The 23,921-nt window shown below is 46.6% G+C and carries 20 protein-coding genes; 14 read left to right on the top strand and 6 right to left on the bottom strand.

The window, feature by feature from the left end:
* Positions 1 to 71 precede the first annotated feature (71 nt).
* The 11 genes from C3V36_02420 to C3V36_02370 all read left to right on the top strand — a co-directional run bounded on the left by C3V36_02420 (position 72) and on the right by C3V36_02370 (position 14,416).
* A complete protein-coding gene (locus tag C3V36_02420; protein ID AVM68203.1) occupies positions 72 to 644 on the top strand; it encodes a hypothetical protein in 573 nt (190 codons plus the stop codon).
* Between the two features lie 118 nt (positions 645 to 762).
* Positions 763 to 1,446 (top strand): DNA-binding response regulator, encoded by a 684-nt coding sequence (locus C3V36_02415; GenBank protein ID AVM68202.1) that lies wholly within the window; start codon positions 763 to 765, stop codon positions 1,444 to 1,446.
* Complete coding sequence (locus tag C3V36_02410) at positions 1,439 to 2,953, top strand: hypothetical protein (GenBank protein AVM68201.1); 1,515 nt, start codon at positions 1,439 to 1,441, stop codon at positions 2,951 to 2,953. Before C3V36_02415 ends, C3V36_02410 begins: the two co-directional genes overlap by 8 nt.
* 92 nt (positions 2,954 to 3,045) lie before the next feature.
* Positions 3,046 to 3,729 (top strand): hypothetical protein, encoded by a 684-nt coding sequence (locus C3V36_02405; protein ID AVM68200.1) that lies wholly within the window; start codon positions 3,046 to 3,048, stop codon positions 3,727 to 3,729.
* A 182-nt stretch (positions 3,730 to 3,911) separates the two neighbouring features.
* On the top strand, positions 3,912 to 5,321 hold the full coding sequence (locus tag C3V36_02400; GenBank protein ID AVM68199.1) for a sulfatase: 1,410 nt from the start codon (positions 3,912 to 3,914) through the stop codon (positions 5,319 to 5,321).
* A gap of 42 nt (positions 5,322 to 5,363) precedes the next feature.
* The gene (locus tag C3V36_02395) at positions 5,364 to 6,518 is read left to right on the top strand and encodes a glucoronyl hydrolase (protein ID AVM70412.1); all 1,155 of its coding nucleotides are present in this window, start codon (positions 5,364 to 5,366) and stop codon (positions 6,516 to 6,518) included.
* A 1-nt stretch (position 6,519) separates the two neighbouring features.
* Complete coding sequence (locus tag C3V36_02390; protein ID AVM68198.1) at positions 6,520 to 8,655, top strand: hypothetical protein; 2,136 nt, start codon at positions 6,520 to 6,522, stop codon at positions 8,653 to 8,655.
* Between the two features lie 175 nt (positions 8,656 to 8,830).
* Positions 8,831 to 9,781, top strand: coding sequence for a sugar ABC transporter permease (locus C3V36_02385; GenBank protein AVM68197.1), 951 nt, complete (start codon positions 8,831 to 8,833; stop codon positions 9,779 to 9,781).
* 77 nt (positions 9,782 to 9,858) lie between these two features.
* A complete protein-coding gene (locus C3V36_02380; GenBank protein AVM70411.1) occupies positions 9,859 to 10,692 on the top strand; it encodes a carbohydrate ABC transporter permease in 834 nt (277 codons plus the stop codon).
* Positions 10,693 to 10,973: 281 nt separating this feature from the next.
* Entirely contained in the window at positions 10,974 to 12,635 is a 1,662-nt protein-coding gene (locus tag C3V36_02375) for an ABC transporter permease (protein AVM68196.1), read from the top strand.
* Positions 12,636 to 12,853: 218 nt separating this feature from the next.
* Positions 12,854 to 14,416: a sulfatase YidJ gene (locus tag C3V36_02370; GenBank protein ID AVM68195.1), complete on the top strand. Its 1,563-nt coding sequence runs from the start codon at positions 12,854 to 12,856 to the stop codon at positions 14,414 to 14,416.
* Positions 14,417 to 14,627: 211 nt separating this feature from the next.
* On the opposite strand, the gene C3V36_02365 is transcribed toward C3V36_02370, so the two are convergent.
* The 5 genes from C3V36_02365 to C3V36_02345 all read right to left on the bottom strand — a co-directional run bounded on the left by C3V36_02365 (position 14,628) and on the right by C3V36_02345 (position 18,729).
* Complete coding sequence (locus C3V36_02365) at positions 14,628 to 16,403, bottom strand: oligoendopeptidase F (GenBank protein ID AVM68194.1); 1,776 nt, start codon at positions 16,401 to 16,403, stop codon at positions 14,628 to 14,630.
* A 61-nt stretch (positions 16,404 to 16,464) separates the two neighbouring features.
* Positions 16,465 to 16,758: a transcriptional regulator gene (locus C3V36_02360; protein AVM68193.1), complete on the bottom strand. Its 294-nt coding sequence runs from the start codon at positions 16,756 to 16,758 to the stop codon at positions 16,465 to 16,467.
* A complete protein-coding gene (locus C3V36_02355; GenBank protein ID AVM68192.1) occupies positions 16,755 to 17,108 on the bottom strand; it encodes a type II toxin-antitoxin system RelE/ParE family toxin in 354 nt (117 codons plus the stop codon). Before C3V36_02355 ends, C3V36_02360 begins: the two co-directional genes overlap by 4 nt.
* A 101-nt stretch (positions 17,109 to 17,209) precedes the next feature.
* On the bottom strand, positions 17,210 to 17,662 hold the full coding sequence (locus C3V36_02350) for a MarR family transcriptional regulator (protein AVM68191.1): 453 nt from the start codon (positions 17,660 to 17,662) through the stop codon (positions 17,210 to 17,212).
* An 878-nt stretch (positions 17,663 to 18,540) separates the two neighbouring features.
* A complete protein-coding gene (locus tag C3V36_02345) occupies positions 18,541 to 18,729 on the bottom strand; it encodes a hypothetical protein (GenBank protein ID AVM70410.1) in 189 nt (62 codons plus the stop codon).
* Between the two features lie 710 nt (positions 18,730 to 19,439).
* On the opposite strand from C3V36_02345, the gene C3V36_02340 reads away from it, so the two are divergent.
* From C3V36_02340 to C3V36_02330, 3 genes are all read left to right on the top strand, one after another.
* A complete protein-coding gene (locus tag C3V36_02340) occupies positions 19,440 to 21,575 on the top strand; it encodes an RNA-binding transcriptional accessory protein (GenBank protein AVM68190.1) in 2,136 nt (711 codons plus the stop codon).
* 149 nt (positions 21,576 to 21,724) lie between these two features.
* Entirely contained in the window at positions 21,725 to 22,585 is an 861-nt protein-coding gene (locus C3V36_02335) for a hypothetical protein (protein AVM68189.1), read from the top strand.
* Positions 22,557 to 23,000 carry a tRNA (adenosine(37)-N6)-threonylcarbamoyltransferase complex ATPase subunit type 1 TsaE gene (locus C3V36_02330; protein ID AVM68188.1) on the top strand — a complete coding sequence of 148 codons (444 nt, stop codon included), beginning with the start codon at positions 22,557 to 22,559 and terminating at the stop codon, positions 22,998 to 23,000. Before C3V36_02335 ends, C3V36_02330 begins: the two co-directional genes overlap by 29 nt.
* A gap of 170 nt (positions 23,001 to 23,170) precedes the next feature.
* Here the strand turns inward: C3V36_02330 and C3V36_02325 are convergent, their stop codons facing one another.
* Positions 23,171 to 23,590 (bottom strand): rhodanese-like domain-containing protein, encoded by a 420-nt coding sequence (locus tag C3V36_02325; GenBank protein AVM70409.1) that lies wholly within the window; start codon positions 23,588 to 23,590, stop codon positions 23,171 to 23,173.
* Positions 23,591 to 23,921: the final 331 nt, after the last annotated feature.

Raw genomic sequence — 23,921 nt, 5'->3', positions numbered from 1 at the left:
CCGGAGTAAAACAGCGCTCGTTTTTTAAAAGAGCCGGATCAGTTCCGGGATGAGATAAGGAAGTTTAAGGCATGGATGAATTGATTAGAGATTTGCAGGAACGGGAGGAGCTTTCTTTTGAAGAGGCTCAGTATTATCTGAAAAAAGCCGGAGGCGACCTTGACCGGGCGATTTATTTGGTTTACAAACGGAAGAATTCCTGGTGTTATAAGTTTGGCCGGGTGCTGAAAGACAGAATCACGGCTTTTTGGCAGTACCGGATTGTAATTTGCCGGGCGGATCGAATGTTTATCAATATTCCTTTTTATATTTTCTTTTTCTTGATATTGACAGTCAGCATGACTGGAATTACGTTTTTGCTGCTTTTGTTGATTATGGTTGGTTTGGTGATGCTGTCCGGTTCGGAAATGAGCTTAACCAGACCGGAAGCGGATAAAATGACAATGCCGGTCAGCCGTTATCTGGAGGCGGAGCGGAAAAAGGCGGCAGAGGCTGTGCCCCCGGCCGGCCGGAGTGTTTTTCCGGCGGAAACCGGATTTTCCGCACCGGCTAAGGCAGAGATAAATGCACAGCCGGCGGAGGAAACATCGGGAACTGCGGCGGAGCAGGGCTGGCAGGAATATTCGGAGATTGTGATTAAATAAAAAAATCGGCGATAGATGTTCGGCTGATTGCTGCCGGACAGAGGATTGGTCTAAGCGAAAGAAAACAATGCCCGAAAAATGCGGGCAGTGAAGTAAAAATGATTTAGGAGTGAAGCAATTGAGCAAGATATTGATTATTGAAGATGAGGCCAAGATTTCCCGTTTTTTAGAGCTGGAGTTGACGTATGAGGGTTATGAGGTGATTACGGCGGCGGATGGCCGAACGGGGCTGACGCGGGCGCTGTCGGAAGCGGTCGATTTGATTATTTTGGATCTGATGCTGCCGGTGATGAGCGGAATTGAGGTGTGCCGCCGGATCCGGCAAACAGACCGCAATATTGCCATCATTATGTTGACGGCCAAAGATGACGTGTCGGATAAGGTTATGGGGCTGGATATGGGAGCGAACGATTATATGACCAAGCCTTTTGCCATTGAGGAGCTTTTGGCCAGAATTCGGGTTGCCCTGAAACGGGAAAAATCAGATGACATTAAGGAAAACGGCAGTATTTACCATTACGGTGACCTGGTGCTGGACGATATGAAGCGTCAGGTCAAATATAAGGAAGAAATGGTTGCCCTGACCAAGAAAGAGTATGAACTGCTCAAATATCTGATTTCCAACAAGAACATTGCCCTTGAGCGGGAAAAGATACTGGAGCGGGTCTGGGGCTATGACTATTACGGCGATACTAATGTGATAGATGTTTATGTCCGTTATTTGCGCTCCAAGATTGATCAGAAGTATGGGATTGAGATGATCAGAACGGTTCGGGGAGTGGGATATATTATTTATGATTAGAAGAACAGGCAGGGAGAGCGTCCGATTGATCGGGCGTTTTTTCGGAGGGATTGCCGATTTTTTTCGCTCGGCCTTTTGGGGGATTCATTTTTCAATCCGGCGCAAAATTACCTTTGACTTTTTAACCTTATATGTGGTACTGACGCTGCTGTCGATTGTGGTGGTATCGCTCCTGTTTACCTATTACAGCGTCGATAATCTGGGAGTAGAGATCAATGTCAATGTAAACAAGGCTTTGCTTGCTTATGACCGGGGCACCTATAATCAGCAGGCGCTGAAAAAAAGACTGGATAGTTTAAGCGAAGGCAGCGCGATTGAACTGGCGATTGATATTATCGGCAGTCAGTCACAGGAGCAAATCCGAACAGAGCATTTCGTGGCGGGTTCGGTCCCGACTTCTCTGTACCGGCGGCTGTATTATCTGCTGAAATATAATTATATTGTGAAAAAGCCCTATTATTTTAATTTGTATTCGGATGGCGTCGGTAAGAACGATTATGTGATTTATCAACTCCACAGCTTCAGCAGACATTCCCGGCATACGGCGATTTTAGTGATTTTGATGGCTTTGGCCGGCAGTATCAGCTTTTTCTTTTTGAGCGTGATTGGCGGCGGCCGGGTGAAAGCGGTATTAAGCCCGATTGATAAAATGACCCGGACAGCGGGTCAGATTTCCGGTAAAAATATGGAGGAGCGGCTGGATGTTTCGGTGACCAAGTATGAACTGCGGGATTTGGCAGTTACCATCAACGATATGCTTGACCGGCTGAGTCAGGACTATATTCGGCAGAAGCAATTCGTATCGGATGTATCGCATGAGTTGCGGACGCCGATTGCCATTATCGGCGGCTACGGCAAGATGGTCAGCCGTTGGGGCAAGACGGATGAAAAAATTTTGCATGAGGCACTGGACGCTATTTTGGACGAGGCGCAGAATATGCAGGGATTGGTTGAAAACTTGCTGACCTTAGCTCGGTCGGACAATCAAACGCTGTCGTTTGAATATGAGATTTTTGATTTGTCGGCGCTGACCCGGCAGATAGCCGAGCAGGCGAAGCTGGTCGATGCGAAAAAGCAGATCATTCAGGCCGAGGCTGCTTCGGAGTTGTGGTGTAATTTGGATATGGTCAAAGTCAAGCAGGTACTGCGGATTTTTATGGATAATGCCATTAAATACACGGATTCGGGCAAACAGATTACGGCTTTTTGCTATGCCGATGACCGCTTTGTTTACGCCGGGGTGCGCGACCAGGGAATTGGAGTTGAGCCCGGAGAACTGCCGCGTTTGTTTGAGCGCTTTTATCGCCTGGATGAGTCCAGAGCCAGAGAAACGGGCGGACATGGACTGGGACTGGCGATTGCCAAGGCGCTGGTCACGGGCCAGGGCGGCCAAATCAGAGCGCGCTCGAAAAAGGGCAGTGGTAGTGAGTTTGCCATGTGCTTTTCCAAGGAGCAGTGTTTGATTCCGTCCGGTGCGGCTGAGGGCGGCGAGCATCCCGGAGTTTGACGGATGCAGGCAAGTCAGGCCGAAAAGGCATTCGGGCAGAACTATCGATGGCAGTATATTGCCGCTAAGGCGGCAGCAGAAAGGAGCGGCCAATGTCAACATTTTGGCTGAAAATGATTGCGATTATAACAATGGCAATTGATCATATCGGAGCGATTTTTTTCCCGCAGTATATAATTTTGCGGATGATTGGCCGGATTGCTTTTCCGATCTTTGCTTTTCTTTTAGTGGAAGGAATGACCCGGACAAAGAGTTTGGAGAAATATCTGGGCCGGATGCTGCTTTTTGCCGTGATATCGGAACTGCCGTTTGATTTGGCGTTTTGGGGCGAAACAGTGCACTTGGCGCATCAAAATGTGATGTGGACATTCAGCCTGGCGCTGGCGGTGCTTTACTTTTACAGGAAGCTTCCGGCGGAGCGGCAGAATTTGTTTGTTTTCTGGGGACTTACGCTGCTGTTTGCCTGTGCGGCTTCTTATTTACAGACGGATTACGGCGCCTGGGGCGTGATTTGGGTGATGAGTTTTTATTATTACCGAAATCAGCCAGTACGAAAGTATGCTATGGCTGTTTTGCTGCTGATAGGTTATGGCATGATGTATACGTTTCTTTCCGGTCGGTTTTTCTGGGGGCAATACATTGAATGTCTTGCGGCATTAAGCTTTCCGGCCTTGCTGCTGTTTAACGGGAAAAAAGGCCCGGCCCTGAAATACTTTTTTTATGCTTTTTATCCGGCGCATTTGTTGTTGTTATGGCTGTGTGTGCAAGTGTTATAGCCGGGGAAATAAAGAGGCTGCGCAAAGAGAGAAGCAGGATTTTTTCGTATGTTGCAATGGTTCAGTTCAGGTAAGCTGGTCGTAATTCGCTCATATTTCAACGAATTACGAGTGTGGGCGTTAGGCATAAGTATCTGCTTACCTAAACTGTTGGTACACAATCAAAAGATAGAAATGAGGTTATGATGAAAAATATTTTATATGTCTTTGCCGATCAATGGCGAAAAACGGCGCTGGGATTTGAGGGCGAGCCGGTGCAGACACCGCGGATGGATGAGTTTGCGGCCGAAAGCTTGGTCTTTGATCAGGCGATCAGCAGTTACCCTTTGTGTTCGCCGCACCGGGCGGCGCTGTTAACCGGGAAATATCCCTATGCCTGCGGTATGTGGACAAACTGTAAGATTGGCTTAGATGAAGTGGTTTGCCTGAAACCGCAGGAAGTAACCTTTGGTGAGGTATTTAAAGAGCATGGCTATCAAACGGCCTATATCGGCAAGTGGCATTTGGATGCCAGTGAAAAGAACTTTTTTAAGGAGCCGGCCTCGACCGCCAAGGAATGGGATGCGTATACTCCGGATGGGGAACGGCGGCATGGTTTTGACTACTGGTTTTCCTATGGAGCAATGGACGAGCATTTAAACCCGCACTATTGGCAGTCTTCACAGCAGCCGATTTATCCGGGCAGCTGGTCGGTGGAGGTGGAAACGAATCGAGCACTTGGCTTTTTGCAGAACCGCGATCAGACGAAGCCGTTTTGCATGGTTATCTCGTGGAATCCGCCGCATCCGCCGTATGAGCAGGTGCCGGACAAATATTTGGCAGCTCAGCCGGAAGCCGCCGATTTTTCACCGAATGTCCCGGCCGAGTGGCGAGAGGATCCGGCATATTTGAAAAAATACCGGGAATACTACGCAGCCATTCGGGGGCTGGATGAGAACTTCGGCCGGTTGTTGGATTATTTGGAAGCAGCCGGATTAAAGGAGGACACGATTGTTATTTTAAGTGCTGACCACGGCGATATGATGGGTTCGCAGGGTTTGATGGGCAAAAATATCTGGTACGAGGAGTCGATTCGGATTCCCTTCATGGTCAGGGGCAAGGGGATTGCGCCGGGACGGACGGATACGCTTTTTGCCAGCATGGATCATATGCCGACTTTATTGGATCTGGCGGGGCTGCCGATTCCGGATACGGTGCAGGGCAAAAGCTTTCTCCCGCTGATTGACCCGGCCGGAGCGGCGCAGGATTTGACGAATCAGGCCTACCGGAGACAGACGGAAACGGAAGCCGTATTTTTATCTATGATTCCGGGAATGCCGGAGCTGATTGCACCTTACCGGCAGCTGGGCCTAAATAACAAAGCCTTCGGCTGGCGGGGGCTTAGGGGGAAAGATTTTACCTATGTGATTGACAACGGTATCGAGCCGGGGAAAAAGCAGAAGCGCTATTATTACGACCTGACAAAAGACCCCTATCAGCTTTCACCGGTCGTGTTGTCACCGCACGATGAGTTTTGCCGGAAATGGGATCCGGTTCTGGAAGAGCATTTGCAGCTAATTCAGGATCCGTTTTTAATGCAGTCAATTTTTTAAGATTTTCAACCTATATAAGAAAGGGAAAGAAGCATGAACTACATGGACTATCAAGCAGCAAACAAAGAAGAAATCAAACAGGCGGTGGATACCGCAGTAACCGTGATTCGCGCCGATTTGGATAAGTTTACGGACAATTTTAAGGTGGATGGAACGACTGATAATTTTTATGCACCATCGGATAACACGACCTGGACCTCCGGCTTTTGGACGGGACAGTTGTGGCTGGCCTATGAAATGACCGGCGATGAACGGTTTAAGGAGATTGGCCAAAAGCATGTTCACAGCTTTTTAAATCGAATCAAGGAGCGGATTGATGTGGATCATCATGATATGGGCTTTTTATACAGCCTTTCCTGCGTTGCGGCTTATAAGCTGACCGGCAGCGAAGAAGGCAAGCAGGCGGCTGTGTTAGCAGCGGACAATTTGATTTCCCGCTATCAGCCCAAGGGTGATTTTATTCAGGCTTGGGGACAAATGGGAGCGGATGATAATTATCGGCTGATCATTGACTGTCTGCTGAACTTGCCGCTGCTGTACTGGGCGAGCGAGGTGACCGGTGATAAGAAATATGAAGAGATTGCGACCAAGCATATCCATACCGCTTTAAAAGTAGTATTGCGGGAAGACAACTCCACTCATCATACTTATTATTTCAATAAAGAAACCGGCGAGCCGATGTACGGTGTAACGCATCAGGGTTACAGCAATACCTCGGCCTGGTCGCGGGGACAGGCTTGGGGGATTTACGGTACGGCGCTCAGTTACCGCTATGTGAAACGTCCGGAATACCTGGATACTTTTTATAAGATGACGGATTTCTTTATTGAGCATTTGCCGAAAGATCTGGTGCCGTATTGGGACTTTGAGTTTACCGACGGTTCCGATGAGCCGCGGGACAGTTCGGCAGCGGCGATTGCAGTTTGCGGTATGCTGGAAATGGCCAAATATTTACCGGCGGATAAGGCAGAATACTATACCAATATTGCGATGCGGATTTTAAGATCGCTGATTGAGAATTATGCTGTTAAGAGCCCGGCGGAATCCAACGGCCTCCTGCTGCATGGCGTATATGTCAGAAAAAGCCCGTTTAACGCCGGCGTCAACCGCAATGTCGACGAATGCAACACCTGGGGAGATTATTTTTACTTGGAAGCATTGGTAAGATGCAGCAAAGATTGGGAGTTATATTGGTAAAATGAAAAGCAAAGTCATTTTTCAACGCTATGGGAAATATCAAAAGAAAATGTACATTATGAATTTGATGCTTTCCCTGATTCTGACATCCATTTTGGTACCGGTCATTTTCGGGCTGGTATTTCAGATGAATGCCCGCGATTACCGGACGGCGATGGACGAATCGGTTGAAAAAACGCTCGGCAATGCCTCGCTCAAGAGCGAGATCATTGCCGAGGCTTTGCACACAATTGAAAAAAGTCAGGAACTGCAAAGCTTTTTGAGCGCGTCCACCCGCGGCGAGTACTATTTGTATAGTTCCCGGCTCAAAGACCGACTGACGAGGGTATCTTCCCGCTATTTAAACGCAGCGTTCGTGCTGTCGATTACCATTCCGGAAAAAAGCGCATCGGTGATTACTCCTTATGGCACGACCGGTAAGGAGAGCTTTGCGGAGGAGTTTTTCGGCGATGCCGGAGCACTGGCGGAGCAGTCGGAGAAACTGACGGCACGAGGAAACGGTGCCAGCTTTTCTTTTGAGCGGGAGAGAGTGCTGCATTATATGAAATATGACCGGCTGCAGGATCGGCCGTACCTCATCTTTTTGCAGGTTCCGCTGGCCGAACTGATTGATTTTGCTCCGGCGGTATCGTGGAACTTAGCGGATCATCAGACGATTTTTGCCGGTCGAAAAAATATCAGCTATGAACAAATGCAGGCGATAGTAAGTGATGGCCGGGAGTTAATCGAATCGCGGAAAGAAGTTGTGTTTGCCCGCTGGCTGGATGGACTGGACTGGATTCTGACAGCCTCCTATGAGAAGAAAAAACCGGATATGGCGTTCTTCTTCTTTTATTTTTTACTGCCTTTTTTGGCGCTGGCGGCGCTGATTGCGGCGGTCAGTTCATTGATTACCCGAAGCCTGTACCGGCCGATTAAGGAGCTGGTGACGGAAACGAAAAGTATTGTTCCGGCGGATAATGAGCACGACGAGATTAAGCTTTTAAAGCAGGGGGCGGCGCAGGCGCACCAGTTATCAAAGGATTTGAGGGAAACGCTGTCGGAAAAGGAAAGACTGTTACATTACAAACAAAACCGGGATTTGCTGTTTGGCATCCTGCCGCCGGAAGCTGACCGAAAAGAGGGGCAGCTCTATGTGGTGGCGGTTTTTAGTCTGCATAATCTGGCAAGTGAAGAAAAATGCTATTTATTTAAACAGTATTTACAGGAAAAATTAGAAAGCAGCGCCGGAGTTCGGTATATCAATACCGAGGATATCTCCTGCACTTTGATTTTAGAAGCGGAATCACTGGAGGCGGCCAGACGCTTTATCAGTGAAAAATTAGAGGACAGTCCGGCTGACGCTGAGGTGCAGATTGCCCTGAGCGACCCGGGTTTTGGCATGGAGAGTATTAAAACCTTATATTTGCAATGCTCTTTACTGCTGCAATATAAATATTTGTACCGGCAGCAGAGATTTTTAAGCGCCGACCTGATTCCGCTGAAGGCGGATGAGAATTACTCGTATCCTTTGGCGGCGGAAAACAGTCTGATTCAGGCGGTACTGAGAGGCAATCCGGAAAGTTTGAAACTGTTTGACCGGATTATCAGCCAGAACGAAAAAATTATGGCTTCCGCTCCCCAGACTCAGCGTCGTTTTGTTCTGATGCTGACCGGCACGCTGCACCGGATTTTGCGCGAGTTTTATATGGAGATTCCGCTGAAGTACGATTTGCACGAATTGGACGAGGAATGGCAGAATCCGGAGATTTTTGCCAGAATCCGCCAGGATATCAGTGATATTTTAAACTTTGTCGCCTCCAAGGAAAAGCAGGAGGACGACGATTTGGCCAAGACACTTTTAACCTATATTGAGGAGCATTATCATGAAGATATTATGCTGGTGGATTTGGCAGAAAAGATCAACGCTTCGGAAAAATATTGCTCCATGCTGTTTAAGCAGTCGGTTGGGGAAAACTTCAAAACTTACCTGAATAATTTCCGGATTGAAAGAGCCAAGGAAATCCTGCGGGCACAGCCGGATGCCAAAATCAGTGAGGTGGCCGAGCGAGTTGGCTTTAACAGTGCCAATACTTTTATTCGGGTGTTTTCCAAGCATGTCGGTTTGACCCCGAAGGCATTTGCGGAGAGGGAGTAGGATTATGCTATTGCCTTGACTGTGACTTTTTCCCTTGAAAATGGGCGACTTCCGATTTTGTTTATGGAAAAATGACAATCGTTGGAAAAATGGCGATATCTTTTTGGCAAAACTTATGATAGTATAAAATCAACGGAAACACAAAACCACCGAAGAAACGGAGTAAGAGGAGTACATGGAAAAGCAGAAAAATCAAAAAGTAAAAAAAATCAGGAAAAGAGAGCTTTCTCTGTGGAAGCAGTTTAAAAGAGATGGCGATCTCCTGATTTTGCTGTTGCCAGGTTTGCTTTGGTACCTATTGTTTGCTTATCGGCCGATGGCGGGGCTACGGATTGCGTTTTATGAGTATAATATTTTTCGGGGCATAGGCGGCAGTCGTTTTGTCGGCCTGGCTAACTTTGTTCAATTTTTGAGCGGTCCGGATTTTTCGCGAACCGTGGTCAATACACTGATGATTGCCCTGTGGCAGTTAGTGATTGTTTTTCCGCTGCCGATTTTGCTGGCAATTGCCATCACGGAAATGAAAAACAAATGGGTCAGCCGCCTGACCCAGACGGCGACTTTTCTGCCGTATTTTATTTCGGTAGTGGTCGTTTGCGGTATGGTTATCAATTTCCTGTCGCCGAGTACCGGTATTATTAATTTCTTCATTAAAAAATTAGGCGGCGAGGCAACTTATTTTATGACGAAGCCCGAGTATTTTCGGCCGATTTATACGCTGATGACTTTGTGGCAGACAGCGGGCTTTAGCTCGATTGTTTATATTGCCGCAATTATGGGGATTGACCCGGCACTGTATGAAGCTGCCAAGGTAGACGGCGCAACTAAGCTCCAGCAGATTTGGAATGTCACTCTGCCGGGGATTAGTCCGATTGTTTTGGTTATGCTGGTCTTAAATATCGGTAAAATGGTTAAGGTTGGATTTGAGGCGATCATTTTGCTTTACCTGCCGTCAACATTCTCTACCGCCGATGTTATTGCGACCTATGTTTACCGGACGGGTCTGAGCAACCGCAATTACGGGCTGGCGACGGCGGCCGGCTTATTTGAAGCGATAGTTGCCCTTGTTTTGGTAGTGATTGCCAATAAACTCAGCAAAAAAGTATCACAGACTTCAATCTGGTAGGAGGGATTATGGACGAGAAAAAAAGAATATCCGAAACTGCCTTTATGACAAGGAATGAAAAAATATTTAACATGGTAATGGTTGCAGTCGGTATTATCATTACGATTTTATCGCTTTATCCGATTTACTATGTTGTGATTGCTTCCCTCAGCCGGCCGCTTTATGTTGACGGCGGCGAGGTGATGTTTTGGCTGAAATCGCCGACCATTGCCAGTTATGTGGCGGCAGCAAAAAAACCGGGAATTTGGACGGCATATGCCAATACTATTTTTTATACGGCGGCCGGGGTACTGGTCAATATGTTCTTTACGGCGACCATGGCTTACGCTTTGTCAAAGAAGCAGCTGATTTTTAAAAAGTTCTTCACACTGCTGACAGTCTTTACCCTGTGGTTTAACGCCGGTATCATTCCGACCTATGTCAATTTTGTCGATTTCAATCTGATTGATACCAGAGCGGCAATTTTATTCGGCTTTGCCATTAACACTTATAATTTAATCATTTTAAAAAGCTTTTTTGAACAGCTTCCGGAGTCGATTGAAGAAGCGGCCATTATTGACGGTGCCAGAAACTTAAGTATTTTTTGGCGAATCTATTTGCCGCTGTCTAAGCCGGCGCTGGCGACTGTGGGCATGTTTTATGCGGTTACCCGCTGGAACGGTTATTTCTGGGCAATGAGCCTGCTGACCAGCGATACCAAAGTACCGCTGCAGGTATTTTTGAAGAAAATGATTGTCGATAAGGTATCGAATGAAACGGATTCGGCCATTTTAACGGCGGCATCCCTATCTTCGCCGACCACGGTGATTTATGCGACAATTGTAATTTCTATTATTCCGATGTTGATTGTCTATCCGTTCGTGCAGAAATATTTTAAGAGCGGCGCGACCATCGGTGCGGTTAAGGGCTGATTCTGGCGTGACCGTATGCTAAAAACAGATATCAAAATGAGGATTCATTTGATATAAAGAGAACGGTTTTGCCGTGAAAAATAGAGATGTTCCTAAAGGCCGGCTGCGCTTGAAATGCAAGAGAAGGGCAGCCACTGCCGAGTTTGGAGAATTTTCTATTATAGGGGTAAGATCCGGTCTTACTTAGAAACATAATAATTTATCAAAATGGTTTATAGCTTAAGCAAGCCGCGCCTAATCTGGCGTTTGCCTAAGCTGTAACAAAAAGAAGGAGACAGATGATGAAGAAAAAACTGAGCCTAATGTTGGCGCTGGTGTTGGTAGTTTCTCTGTTTGCCGGCTGCGGCAAGACAGAAGCACCCAAGACCGATGACAAAAAGCAGGAAACGACTGCTGAAAACAAAACGGATGCAAAAGAGGATGCGAAAACGGAAAGCGGAAAAGAAGACAGCAAGCAGGAAGAAGCAGCCAGCAGCCTGGTTTCTGATACCCCGAAAACTTTCTCTATTTTCTTAAACTTTAACAATATGCCGTTTAACTCTGACTGGATGATTTGGAAAGAAATTGCCAAAGAAACCAATGTCAGCCTGGAAGGCGTAATTTCTCAGTCCAACGCTAATGAAGAAGAGGCTTTCAGCATGATGCTGGCCAGCGGTAAGTTAGCCGATATTATCGGTTACAAGAACCCGGCCGATTTGGAAAAATTGGGTCGTGACGGTGGTTTGATTCCGCTGAACGATTTGATTAAGGAACATGCACCGGATTTACAGAAGGTTTTGGACAATGATGCGAAGTTCCGTTCCTTTGCTACTTCTTTAGATGGAAATATTTATTTCATTCCCAAGAATTTGACTTTAAAATCAGCTGAGTTCTGGTGGATTCGTCAGGACTGGTTGGATAAGCTGAACTTGCAGGCGCCGACCACGATTGATGAATTATATGAAGTATTGACTGCGTTCCGCAACAATGACCCGAACGGCAATGGCGAGAAGGACGAAATTCCGCTGTTTGACCGGGCAGCTCCCAAGATGCAGGATGAGTATTTGTACATGTTTGATACCAGTACGGAATTTTATCCGCATGACGGCAAAATAGTATATGAACCGCTGATGAAAGATAATTTTGTATTGGGTGTTAAGACCTTGGCTAAATGGTACAAGGAAGGCTTGATTGATCCGGAAATCTTCACCCGCGGTGCAAAGAGCCGAGATACTTTGTATGCAGCCAATCAGGCTGGTTTTACGCATGACTGGCCGAGCACCGGCGACTACAATGTTAAGCTGGCAGACAGTGTACCGGGCTTTAACAACGTAGCAATCGCTCCGATGAAAAATCAAAACGGTCAGATCATTGAAAGAACAACCCGTTATCCGGTAGCCGGCTGGGGAATTTCTGCCCAGTGCCAGGATCCGGTGACTTTGATTAAGTTCTTTAACTTCTTCTTTACCGAAAAGGGTTCGGATATGATGAACTTCGGTATCGAGGGTGTCACCTACACCAAAGAAGCAGACGGTACCAAGGCATTTACGCCGCTGGTTATGGAAAATCCGGACTTTACGCCGCTGAACTATCTGCGCTCGCAGGGCATTCAATACCGGATCGGTATGGTGCAAAATCCGGCATATGAGGCCGCCTTTGCTCAACCGGCCGCTAAGGAAGCAGCAGCGTATTATGAATCGCATCCGGAATGGTTCCCGGAAAAGTTGCCGCCGTATTTTGACGGAGCATTGAACTTAAAATATACACCGGAAGATGAAACCGAGTACCAGAACATTATGTCCAATGTGAAACCGTATGTCAATCAGATGCTGCAGGAATGGATTTTGGGTACCAAGGACGTGGAAGCTACCTACGATGAGTTTGTCAAAGAACTGAAAAATCGTAAGATTGAGCGGGCAACCGAAATCAACCAGGCCGCTTATGAAACTTTCTTGAAGAGATAGTGGATGGCCTGTCCGTTTCAGGGATATTCAAAAAGCGATAAGAAAAATGAAAAATGCAATCCTATTAAAAACGGGGTTGCATTTTTCATAACTTTTTGCGAAACTTTTTTATTCTTCATTTCTTAACCCTTGCCAGCAACAGAAAATGTTCTGACAATCGAAAAGGGAATACAAAGGGCATACTGAAAAAGAAAAGAGAAGTTTTTAAAGGAGCAGACATGAAAAATATTTTAATTTTGATTTGTGATCAATTAAGCGCCAAGGCCTTAAAAGCCTATGGCAATACTGATTCGGAAACACGGGCAATCGATGCGTTGGCAGACCGCGGCATTGTATTTGAACGGGCGTATACGCCCTGCCCGCTGTGCCAACCGGCCAGAGCCTCCTTTTGGAGCAGCAGTTATCCGCATCAAAACGGCGTGATCAGTAATCTGCCCAAGCAAAAGCAGGCAGATTTTCCAGATAGTATTACAACTTTGGGAGAAGTCTTTCAAAAGGGCGGCTACGAGTGTATTCATTTTGGCAAAGAGCATGATTATGGGGCACTGCGGGGCTTTACCAAGGTGGTAAACGAGCAGAAAAAAACAGAGCCGGAAAATCCGGCGCTGCCTTATGACTATGAAACTTATTTTGATATTGATACCACCGAAAAAGCCGTTCGTTATTTGCAGCAGACTGCGCCAAATATAGATAAGCCTCTCCTTATGGCGGTTGACTTGCAAAATCCCCACAATATTTGTGCCTATATTGGCGCCCACGCGGAGAGCGGGGCAAATCATGTGCCGCCGGAGGAGCTGCCGCCGCTTCCGGACAATTTCCGTGACAGTGATACCCATTCCCGTGCTTCTTTCTTGCAATATCTTTGCTGCGGGCACCGGCGGCAGAGCCAAACAGCGGATTGGTCAGAGCAGGATTTTCAGCATTATCTGCATGCCTACTATTATTATTTGCAGAAGGTTGACCGCCAGATCGGCGGGGTATTGTCGGCGCTGAAACAGTCAGGTAAAGCCGAGGATACTCTGATTGTTTTCATGGCCGATCACGGCGAAGGCATGGCTGCACATCAGATTGTAACCAAGTCCGGCACCTTTTATGAGGAAACGGTCAGGGTACCGTTCGTTCTGCAAGTGCCGGGGCGGCAGCCGCAGCGCTATGACTGCTTGTTTTCGCTGATAGATCTTTTGCCGACTTTGGCTGATTATGCCGGTTTGCCGATACCGGCAAGCGCCGCCGGAGTATCGCATTGGCCGACGCTGCTGGCAGAGTTGAAGTCAGGGCAGACGGATCGAAAAGCGGCAGAGTTTGATAACGGGCAATCACCGGAAAAGCAGGGGCAGCCAGCCGTTGGATGCGACCGGAAACCGGAAGGAGCAGAAGGCAGCTGGCCGGACTATCCAACGGAAAGTTATGTTGTCAGTCAATGGCATGATGAGTTTGAGGGCTATTTTGTGCCGGCCAGAATGTACCTGACCGAAAGCTATAAATATCTGGCTTATCAGGATAAAAACGGTCTGGAGGAGGAACTTTATGATATGTCCACTGACCGGCTGGAGCAGAAAAATCTGGCCGCTCTGCCGGAATATCGCTTACTGCTGGATCATTACCGGCAGGATTTACAGTCATACTGCGTGGTTAGCGGCGATCCTTTCTTTCAGCTGAAAGCCGATTATTCGGACAAGTACCGTCAGCATCCGGTTGGCAGACACAGCGGGCCGAATGCGGTGCTGGAGTATCAACAGCGGGTAAATCAAGCTAAACAAGCTGCCCAAGCTCAGGTTTAGTCGAAAACCAATCAAGAAATCTGATAAATTAATTCAATAAAGAAAATCGATAAAGAAACTTGATGTTTTTATCGCAAAATACAAAAACCCGCATTGGTCAGCCTCGCGCAAACCAATGCGGGTTTCATATTATAAAACGTTACTTTAGAGCGAAAAGCCGCAGGCTTTTTGCGGACAAGAAGAGCGAAAAGCCGCAGGCTTTTTGCGAGTTTTAAACCAGCTTCAGCCATTCCTCGATTTTAGCAATCGTCAGTGCCAGAGAACCGCGGAAAAATTCGGGGCTGTGCGAGTCCATGCCGACAATCGCCAACACATCATGCGTACTGCGGCTGCCGGTTGAGCGCAGCAGTTCTTTGTATTTCGGCACAAAGCCAGCCCCTTCTTTGGCGTATAAGGCATACAGACCTTTGGCGAACAGCTCGCCGAAGGCATAGGGGAAGTTGTAAAAATTAAGATTAGACGAATAATAATGCGGCTTACACATCCACATATAGGGATGCAGGTAATTTTCATCCAAACCGTCGCCATAGGTTCTTTTTTGGGCACGAATCATGGCAGCTTTCAGTTCGTCAACCGACAGTGAACCGTTTTGCCGCTTTTCAATCAATTCGCTTTCAAAATAATAGCGGCTTAAAATATCAACAATCACCTGGGCGGTAGACATGATGTCATTTTCCAAAATCACAACCTTTTCCTGCGGGGAAGCTTCCTTTAAACTGGCATTGGCGACAATGGTTTCGCAGAAAATGGAAGCCGTTTCCGCCAACTGCATCGGCGAATCGGAATTAACCGGTGCCACACCCTTCATGCAGTAATTGTGAAAACCATGTCCCAGCTCATGAGCCAAGGTGTAAACATCACTTAAACTGCCGTCAAAATTGGTCATAATCCGGCTTTCTTCCAATGACTTGATTTCACTGCAAAAAGCACCGGAAACCTTGCCTTTGCGCGGGTAAACGTCAATCCAGTCATGAGCGAAAGCATGAGCGGCGAACTCGCCCAGTTCCGGTGAAAATTGACTGAAATTGTCAATCACATATTGCTTGGCCTGCTCGTAGCTGTATTCCATCGACACTTCACCGACCGGAGCAAACAAATCATAAAAAGGCAGCCCGTTTTTATGGCCGAGCAGTTCGGCTTTTTTGCGGAAATATTTGCGGAAAGCCGGCAGGCTTTCTTCCATGGCGGTCAGCATGGCTTGCAGGGTTTCTTTATCCATATGCGATTTTTGCAGGGTCATATCCAGCACCGAATCATAACCGCGCTTGGCGGCGGCGGTAATGGCTTCGCCCTTAATTGCGTTCAGACAGGCCGCCGAAACGGTATCCATTTTTGGATAGCAGGCCAGTTCCGCCTCATAGGCCTCGCGCCGAACAGCCGGATCCTGATCATAAGCTTTTGCCCGGAGAGCCGATAAAACCAAGTCTTCCCCGCGAAAATGGCCGGTTAAGCTGGCAACGGTTTGATCCTGCAGCTTACTCCAAGCATTTCCGCCGGTGTTTTGCAGCAGGGCAAAGAGTTCCTCCTCGGCGGTGCTGAGCGTATGAGCGGCGCTTTGCCGGGCGGAGTTCAGATAAAAGTGAAAAGCCTGAAGTTCTTTAGCTGTCAGCAAAGCATTAAAGTCAGGGAGCTCTTTCAGCCACATTTTAAAATGCGCTTCGGCTAATGACAGTTTGGGGAAATAGCCCTCCAGCACTTCTACCAGATTTAAAGCCGCACTGTCAGCGGTATTGACCGCATAGGTCAAACTACCGTAATTATAGAGTTTATCCAACAGCAGCAGGGCTTGATTATAGGTGGTTAAATACCGGTTGCAGGCATCGACCGGCGAATCGGCCGCAGCCAGAGCGGAAGCCTGCGCCAAAAGGTGATCGCAGAACTCGACTAAGGTTTTTTTGTCGGCTTCCAGCTTCGGGTCGGCAAACGAAGTATAAAGCGGGGTTAAATCCCAAAAAACTTCCGGTTTCGTTTCTTTTGTTTTGTCCATAATTGTTTCATTTCCTTTCTGATTTTTTCGAAAATAAAATATTGTATTCTAACTTAACATCTTATTTTGCTAAATGCTTATTGGGAACAAATTCGATTTTTAGCGTTGAGTTCATTGCTTCTGCAATACGATTCAACAATGCAAGACTTGGATTTCTTGATCCATTTTCCAATCGGCTGATATCTGCTTGGCTTATCCCCGTCTTTTGAGACAACTCGGCCTGTGTCAGGCCTGCTGCTTTCCTTGCACGAATAATAGACATGGTAATGTCCCGCTCCGGCTGAAGTGCTTCATATTCTTTTTTGAACGCAGTATCCTGCATGAGTTCATTCGTCAGTTCTTGTAAATCACTCATCGCTCACACTCCTTTCTTTTCAGGTAAATCGTTCTTCTCTGTTTGGCAAGCAGTATCTCGCTCTGTGGAGTTTTCTGTTGTTTTTTGACAAATCCATTTGTTGCAATAATGATTTCATCTTCATCAAAGAAGTATAAAATCCGGACTATATTAGTTCCCAGAATAGTGCGAAGTTCAAAAATATCTTCACCAAGGTACTTGCTCAATGGAGCTCTCGCTTCATTTCCCAGCATTTCTAATCGATGCAGATCAGATACTACTTTTGCCTTCATTTTTACATCCAGACTTCGGATAAACTCTCCAACTGGTTTACTGCCGTCTTCTTCACGGTAAAAATTTACACTGAACAATTCACCCTCCTCTATGCTATATATAGCATATATCTTGAAAGAACATTTGTCAACTCTTTAATGCTCTTTCACAAGTTTTTCAGAATTACAATATAGGATTATCATTCAACCTCTTTTTTGATGCTGACTTCCGGCATCAATTCATTGGATATAGTCGCCAGCATGGATTCCAGCTTTTGCAAATCCTTAGCCGAAAAAGTAGCCCGCATCCGATCGCAGACGGTGCTGACATATTGATTTTTGAGGGAATAATACTTAGTGAACTTTTCGGTCGGATAAAGCAAAACCCGCCGCTTATCAAGGGGATCTTTTTTCTTTTCAATATAACCCTTTTGAATCAGCTCATTGACCTTATAGGTGGTATTGGGCTGGGAAATGCCAAGATACCGGGAGAGCTCAGAAATAGTGGGAGTTTTTAAAGAATAAATCACTTCCAAACAAAAGGATTCGGTGATGGTCAGAGGATTCTTTTGCCGGTCAAAACCCTTAAAGATATTTTTATAAAAATTGAGCTTGAATTTATCATAAACATCGACAAAAAGCGGTTCTAACATGGCAATCTCCTTTCGATAATGCGGGATTTGAACCTGTTTTCCCTGGCCGCACAGAAAAAAGCAAGGGGCGCAAGTTCCGGGTGTGGGTTTGGAATTGCTTTCTGCCCATAAAGGGCCAATTCCCAGTACTTAATATACCATATTTATATAAACTTTAAAAGTCTTAACTTCCAATTTTCCGGAAAAAGATTAGGGGGGTAAAGTGTAAAAGTAATTTCCACACGGAAAGGGTAGAAGTGGATTTTAGTCTTTCCCACATTTCCGCTTGTATAGAAGCGGAAATAAGTTGTACACTATATAGCTTTTCAAGCAGTATTAAAATATCATTACTCAACTTTCCTATGTTTGTCAGAACAGTCTTTTTTAGGTAGGTCGCCCACGCGGGCAGAAGTGCGCAGCACTTCGATCAGGGGAAGTTGAGTTAGGAAATTTTGCAGGGCAATGTGTCCGGTCAGTTCAGCCCGGATGCTCCCATTCAAAGAAGCGAGATTTTAACGATTTTGGTCAGGATGTCGTATACGTATGACGGCAGTGCCAACAGTACGTTTTTAGATGTGGCAAAATGCTCAAGACGGCAAATGGTCTGTATGACGGCGGGCAGGCCATCACCCGCAGGCAGGCGGCGGAAATGTTGTATCACCTGTATGAGAAGCTGTAAAAGAGGCTGCCAAAGGAACTGTAAAAGAAAATTGTAAAAGGGAGAGGTATCATCGCAGTCCCGGCGCTTTTCGATAATGGGAAACTCCCTTTGAAGTGCTAAGAAAAGAGGGCTGTTGCATTTTAAGATTGCTGCGCAAGATTTAGGAAAAATCTTTGCGATTTATCGCAATATCTTGTGAAACATCTGTATTTTGCAGCAGCCCTTGTGTATGCGCTTTTTAGCCCCATACTTCATCGTGAGTATAGATATCCTTATTTTTAAAGTCTGTTTCCCCTTGTTTGATTGCTTCGATTTCGTCGGGAAGTGGAATATCGGAAGGAATAAATTTTAAAAGTAATGCCTGCAGTAAATCAATGTCTTTTTCGTCAATAGTATCAATCAAGGTATGCAGTTGTTGTCTGCTCATGATAAGCACCTCACTTTGATTGTAAAGATTGAATGTATTTTCTTGCTTTGTCTTGTCCATTGAGCTAACTTCTTTTTTCCTATTATACTATACTTCGCAGGAAAAACAATATTTTCTAAAAAACATTTTGGAAAAGGGAAATGAGAAGAGATAATTTTATGTCAAAATACAAATATGGAAAATTAAAAGGACTAAATTTTACAAAGTTCAGGCAAGCCATTTGCAATTCAGCGAAATAAATTTTCGTTCAGGCAAGCCACCGATAATTCGCCGTAAGGAAATTATCAGCATGTTCCGCAAATGGATAGTTACACTTGATATGCCTTTGGTGAGCAAGCGCCCCGGCATATCGGGTATAAATATCAGTTTGCTCTAAATTTAACAGTTCAGGCAAGCCACCCAGAATTCGCTGGCGCGAATTCTGGGTGAATGCGTTCCGCAAATGGATAGTTATATATGCTACTGCTTGTGAAAGCAAGCTTTCCCCGGCAGTATCATATATAACTATCCATTTGCCTGAACTGTTGGCAAAATAATCCTTGACGAAATAAGTGGCGCAAAGATATAATAAACAGGAAAATATCAGAGCCGGAAGATATCAGAGCCGGAAAATATCAGAACGAGAAAATATTAGAAATGGGAAATATCAGAGCCGGAAAATATCAGAAACGGCGGAATGTCGCCGAAAATAAAGGAAGAAAGAGGAAGATATGAATATCCAGGAAAAATTAGTTGCCGAATTTCAATTAAAGGCCTGGCAGGTGGAGAACACCTTGAAATTAATCGAAGAAGGCAATACGATTCCGTTTATTGCCCGCTATCGGAAAGAGCTGACAGGAGCCTTGTCGGATGACGTGCTGCGGGATTTGCATCAGCGGCTGACCTATTTGCAGGGTTTGGAAGAAAGAAAAGAGCAGGTGCTGGGCTTGATTGAGGAGCAGGGGAAGCTGACCGAGGAATTAAAAGCGGAGATTTTAAAAGCGGAAACCTTGGTTGAAGTGGAAGACCTTTATTTGCCTTATAAACAAAAACGCCGAACCAAGGCGACTATTGCCAGAGAAAAAGGTTTGGAGCCGCTGGCACAGGCAATTATGGCAGGCACCGGCAGAGCCGAAGTATTGGCCGAGGCCTATATCAATGCCGAGGCGGGAGTAGAAACGGCGGCGGAAGCATTACAGGGCGCCAGAGATATCATTGCTGAAATGGTTTCGGAAGATTCGGCTGCCCGCAAATATATTCGCGGGTATTTCAGCCGCTTCGGCAAGGTGGTATCGAAAGCCAAAGTCGAGGATGCGGGCGTATATCAAAATTATGCCGATTACAGCGAGTATTTATCAGGAGTGGCCGGACACCGGATTTTAGCCATTAACCGAGGGGAAAAGGAAAAAATATTAAGTGTTAAAATTGACGGCGAGCATGAGCAGATGATTAAATATTTGGCCAAGCTGTGGATTAAAACTGAGGAACCGAGTTGTGCAGCCGAGCTGCAGGCGGCAATTGAGGACAGTTATAAACGGCTGCTCTTCCCCTCGATTGAGCGGGAAATTCGGACGAGTTTTACCGAGAAAGCCGAAGAAGGGGCAATTAAAGTTTTTGCAAAGAACTTGCAGCAGCTTCTGATGCAGGCGCCGATTGCCGGACATGCCGTTGTAGCGCTTGACCCGGCCTTTCGTACCGGTGTCAAAACAGCGGTGATTGATGAGTTTGGCAAGGTTCTTGATACGGCCGTCATTTATCCGACACCGCCGCAGTCCAAAGTCAAAGAAGCTAAGGCCGTGCTGAAAAAGCTGATTGAAAAGCATGGTGCCGATTTAATTGCCATCGGCAACGGCACGGCTTCCCGGGAAACGGAAAGCTTCGTGGTGGAGTTGATTGGCGAAATGCCGCAAAAATTACAGTATGTGATTGTTAATGAGGCCGGTGCTTCGGTGTATTCCGCTTCGAAGTTAGGGAGTGAAGAATTTCCCGAATACGATGTGGCGCTGCGCAGTGCGGTATCAATTGGCCGGAGACTGCAAGACCCGCTGGCGGAGCTGGTGAAGATTGAGCCGAAAGCAATTGGCGTCGGTCAATATCAACATGATATGAATCAAAAAACCTTGGGTGAAGCCTTGTTTGGTGTGGTGGAAGATACTGTCAACCGGGTGGGAGTGAATGTCAATACCGCCTCTGCTCCGCTTCTTTCCTATATTGCCGGGATTTCCGGCAAGGTGGCCAAAAATATTGTGGCTTACCGCGAAGAAAACGGTAAATATCAAAATCGGAAAGAACTCTTAAAAGTCAGTGGTCTGGGGAATAAAAGCTTTGAACAGGCGGCCGGTTTTTTACGGGTGCCGGACGGCACGGAAGCGCTGGATAATACCGGTGTTCACCCGGAAAGTTATCAGGCGGCCCGCCGTTTGCTTGAACATTTGCAAATTGGCGATATCCGTCAGGAATTTCAGGCCTTTCGGGAAAAACGGAAAAAGATTAAGGATATGAAGGCCTTGGCCGGCGAATTGGGCGTGGGTGAGATGACGCTGGAGGATATTTGCAAGGAACTGGAAAAGCCGGGGCGCGACCCGCGTGAAGATATGCCGGCACCGGTTTTAAGGCAGGATGTACTGGAAATTTCAGACTTGCAGGAGGGCATGGTCTTAAAGGGAACGGTGCGCAATGTCATTGATTTTGGAGCCTTTGTCGATATCGGTGTCCATCAGGACGGTTTGGTGCATATTTCGCAGATGTCAAAGAAGTTTATAAAACATCCTTTGGAGGTAGTAGCGGTCGGCGATGTGGTTGAAGTTAAGGTTTTGTCGGCTGATCCGAAAACCAAACGCATCGGGCTGAGTATGCTGATTAACTAAAGAGTTTATCAATCCTGCGCTGGTTGCGGCTGAAAAGCGGCTGCCCGTGCAAGTACGGTTTTCGGCGGCCACGGGCAGGCAGGGATTGAGAAAAAGCACGAAAGGCAGCAACAGGGTTGTTGCCTTTTGGCAGAAAGGCGATTAGAAAAATGAATCAGGAATGGAAAATAGAAGTAAAACTGACGGTCGAAGATATTTTCTTTTTTTTGCTGCGTCACAGCTTTTCGACCTGGCAGGGCAAGCTGACCTGGGGGCTGGGAGTGGCCGCGCTGATTGGCGCGCCGGTAGTGGCAGCCGTATGGAAAGATGCTTTTACGGCAATCATTTTTTTGCTGGTGGCGCTTATTTATTTGGTGATATCACCGCTGTCGCTGTACACCAATGCCAAGCGGCAGATGATTTCCAACTCGGTGTTTAAGAATAAAATTATTTTTACCATTGATTCGGAAATGCTGCAAATCAAGCAATATACCGGCGAAGCCAAGTTGTTTTGGCATCAGCTGGAAGCGATGGATTTAAACGGCAAATCCTATTTGCTGTATGTTAACAGCAAGCAAGCCTTTATTTTGCCGAAACGCTGTATCGCAGAAGAAGATGCGGCTGATCTGGAGCAATTATTAAAAGAAAAACAGGTAGAGATGGGAACGCGCCGACCGGAGGAAACCGGCGGCGACCGGCAAAAGATTAAGCCGGAACCAAAAGACAAAAAAGCCCAGCAAGTTCAACAAGATCAAAAAGATAAAAAGACGGAGAAAGCCGAAGCGCAAAAGCAGACAAAACAGGAAGCGGAGAAACCGGTGACCGGCCGGGAACTGCCGGAAATAAAAGAAATATTGATTCGAACCGGTCAAAGCACAAATCAGGAAGAGGACAGTGCAGCGGCCGAAGCAAGTGAGAAAGCCAAGACCCTGCCGCCGGAAAGCAGCAAAGAAGCCGGTCGTCCGGTCGATATTAAAAAGAAAAGCGAGCCGAAAAAGAAAAATGCAAATAATCGAAACAAAAACAAGTAAAGAAACGCGGGATTTAGGCCGCAGGCTGGCGGAAAGCGCCCCTAAAGGGGCGGTATTTGCCTTGGCCGGAGATTTGGGTGTGGGCAAAACGGTTTTCAGCCAGGGTTTTGCCGAAGGCTTGGGGATTGAGGAGCCGGTGTCGTCGCCGACCTTTACGCTGGTCAATGAATATCATCAGGGGCGGCTGCCGTTTTTTCATTTTGATGTCTACCGGCTGGAAGAACCGGAGGAGCTGGAGGCAATTGGTTTTGAGGAATATGTTTATGGCCAGGGCGTAACCCTGATTGAATGGGCGGATCGTTTTCCCGAATTGCTGCCGGCGCAGACGGTATGGATCAGGATAGAAAAGGACTACGCCCAGGGCGAGGACTATCGCCGGATAACGATTGACCAGACGGTGCCGGATCGCGCGTGATTGGGAGGAAAAGTTTGGAAACAGGTGCGGCTAAAGGGCCTTTCCGGCTGGAAAATCGGGATAAAAAATCCGGCGTAAATCAATCTTACGCCGGAAAGAATGTTTGATTTTTCCATTAACTGCCGGCTGAAAGTTTACTTTTAGCGGAAAATGGAAAAATGAATCGTCTGTTATTTAACAATTTCATAAGGCCAGGTGTTAATACCGCCAAAATCATAAATGTTTTGATAGCCCAGCTTGAGCAGCTTATTAGCGGCGGTTCTGCTTCTGTTGCCGCTGCGGCAGTAAATCAGCAAAACGGCATCTTTATTCGGCAGTTCGGCCGGTGCTTCGTCGCCGATAGTTTCATTCGGAACTAAAACGGCATCAGCAATATGGCCTTCAGCGTATTCCGCCGCAGTGCGGACATCGACGATTACGACATCCTGTTCATCCATCATTTTTTTGGCTTCCTCAGCCGAAATTTTATGGTATTCGGCGGTTTTGGCAGTCTGATCGCTGCTTGCCGGGGCGGACTCATTTGCCGCGGAATTGTTGCCGGAGTTACTATCCTGAGCGGACTGGCAGGCGCTGAACAGCAACACGGCCATCAGCAGTAAAATATTTTTTTTCATGATGATTCCTTTCTTTCCACAGACAGAGCATATTTTTCATGAAAAGGCACGGTCTGCGATAGGGGTGATTTATTCGTGTCAGCCTATGATTTTTCACAGGAAAACATGGAAACTTTAACCTTCCTCAGTCGAAGAAAGCTGAGTCTATAGTATACCAGGATGGGAAGAAAAAGCAATCTTTTTATGCAAGTTTAATGATTACTCAACTTTCCCATGTTCGTCAGAACAGTCTCTTTTAGGCTCGTTGCATGGCGGGAACGATAGGCAAATTGCGGAGCAAATTGCCGAAAGTGGAGTCCATGCACCC

This window comes from Lachnospiraceae bacterium oral taxon 500, from assembly GCA_002999035.1.
GTDB lineage: Bacteria > Bacillota > Clostridia > Lachnospirales > Vallitaleaceae > W11650.
This window is presented reverse-complemented; position numbering and strand designations above follow the sequence as displayed.

What these genes read in the sequence shown, in the direction of transcription:
- C3V36_02420 (AVM68203.1), top strand. Translation starts at nt 72, where the DNA reads ATGGATGAATTGATTAGAGATTTGCAGGAACGGGAGGAGCTTTCTTTT.
- C3V36_02410 (AVM68201.1), top strand. Translation starts at nt 1,439, where the DNA reads ATGATTAGAAGAACAGGCAGGGAGAGCGTCCGATTGATCGGGCGTTTT.
- C3V36_02405 (AVM68200.1), top strand. Translation starts at nt 3,046, where the DNA reads ATGTCAACATTTTGGCTGAAAATGATTGCGATTATAACAATGGCAATT.
- C3V36_02400 (AVM68199.1), top strand. Translation starts at nt 3,912, where the DNA reads ATGATGAAAAATATTTTATATGTCTTTGCCGATCAATGGCGAAAAACG.
- C3V36_02395 (AVM70412.1), top strand. Translation starts at nt 5,364, where the DNA reads ATGGACTATCAAGCAGCAAACAAAGAAGAAATCAAACAGGCGGTGGAT.
- C3V36_02390 (AVM68198.1), top strand. Translation starts at nt 6,520, where the DNA reads ATGAAAAGCAAAGTCATTTTTCAACGCTATGGGAAATATCAAAAGAAA.
- C3V36_02385 (AVM68197.1), top strand. Translation starts at nt 8,831, where the DNA reads ATGGAAAAGCAGAAAAATCAAAAAGTAAAAAAAATCAGGAAAAGAGAG.
- C3V36_02380 (AVM70411.1), top strand. Translation starts at nt 9,859, where the DNA reads ATGGTTGCAGTCGGTATTATCATTACGATTTTATCGCTTTATCCGATT.
- C3V36_02375 (AVM68196.1), top strand. Translation starts at nt 10,974, where the DNA reads ATGAAGAAAAAACTGAGCCTAATGTTGGCGCTGGTGTTGGTAGTTTCT.
- C3V36_02370 (AVM68195.1), top strand. Translation starts at nt 12,854, where the DNA reads ATGAAAAATATTTTAATTTTGATTTGTGATCAATTAAGCGCCAAGGCC.
- C3V36_02365 (AVM68194.1), bottom strand. Translation starts at nt 16,403, where the DNA reads ATGGACAAAACAAAAGAAACGAAACCGGAAGTTTTTTGGGATTTAACC.
- C3V36_02360 (AVM68193.1), bottom strand. Translation starts at nt 16,758, where the DNA reads ATGAGTGATTTACAAGAACTGACGAATGAACTCATGCAGGATACTGCG.
- C3V36_02350 (AVM68191.1), bottom strand. Translation starts at nt 17,662, where the DNA reads ATGTTAGAACCGCTTTTTGTCGATGTTTATGATAAATTCAAGCTCAAT.
- C3V36_02345 (AVM70410.1), bottom strand. Translation starts at nt 18,729, where the DNA reads ATGAGCAGACAACAACTGCATACCTTGATTGATACTATTGACGAAAAA.
- C3V36_02340 (AVM68190.1), top strand. Translation starts at nt 19,440, where the DNA reads ATGAATATCCAGGAAAAATTAGTTGCCGAATTTCAATTAAAGGCCTGG.
- C3V36_02335 (AVM68189.1), top strand. Translation starts at nt 21,725, where the DNA reads ATGAATCAGGAATGGAAAATAGAAGTAAAACTGACGGTCGAAGATATT.
- C3V36_02330 (AVM68188.1), top strand. Translation starts at nt 22,557, where the DNA reads ATGCAAATAATCGAAACAAAAACAAGTAAAGAAACGCGGGATTTAGGC.
- C3V36_02325 (AVM70409.1), bottom strand. Translation starts at nt 23,590, where the DNA reads ATGGCCGTGTTGCTGTTCAGCGCCTGCCAGTCCGCTCAGGATAGTAAC.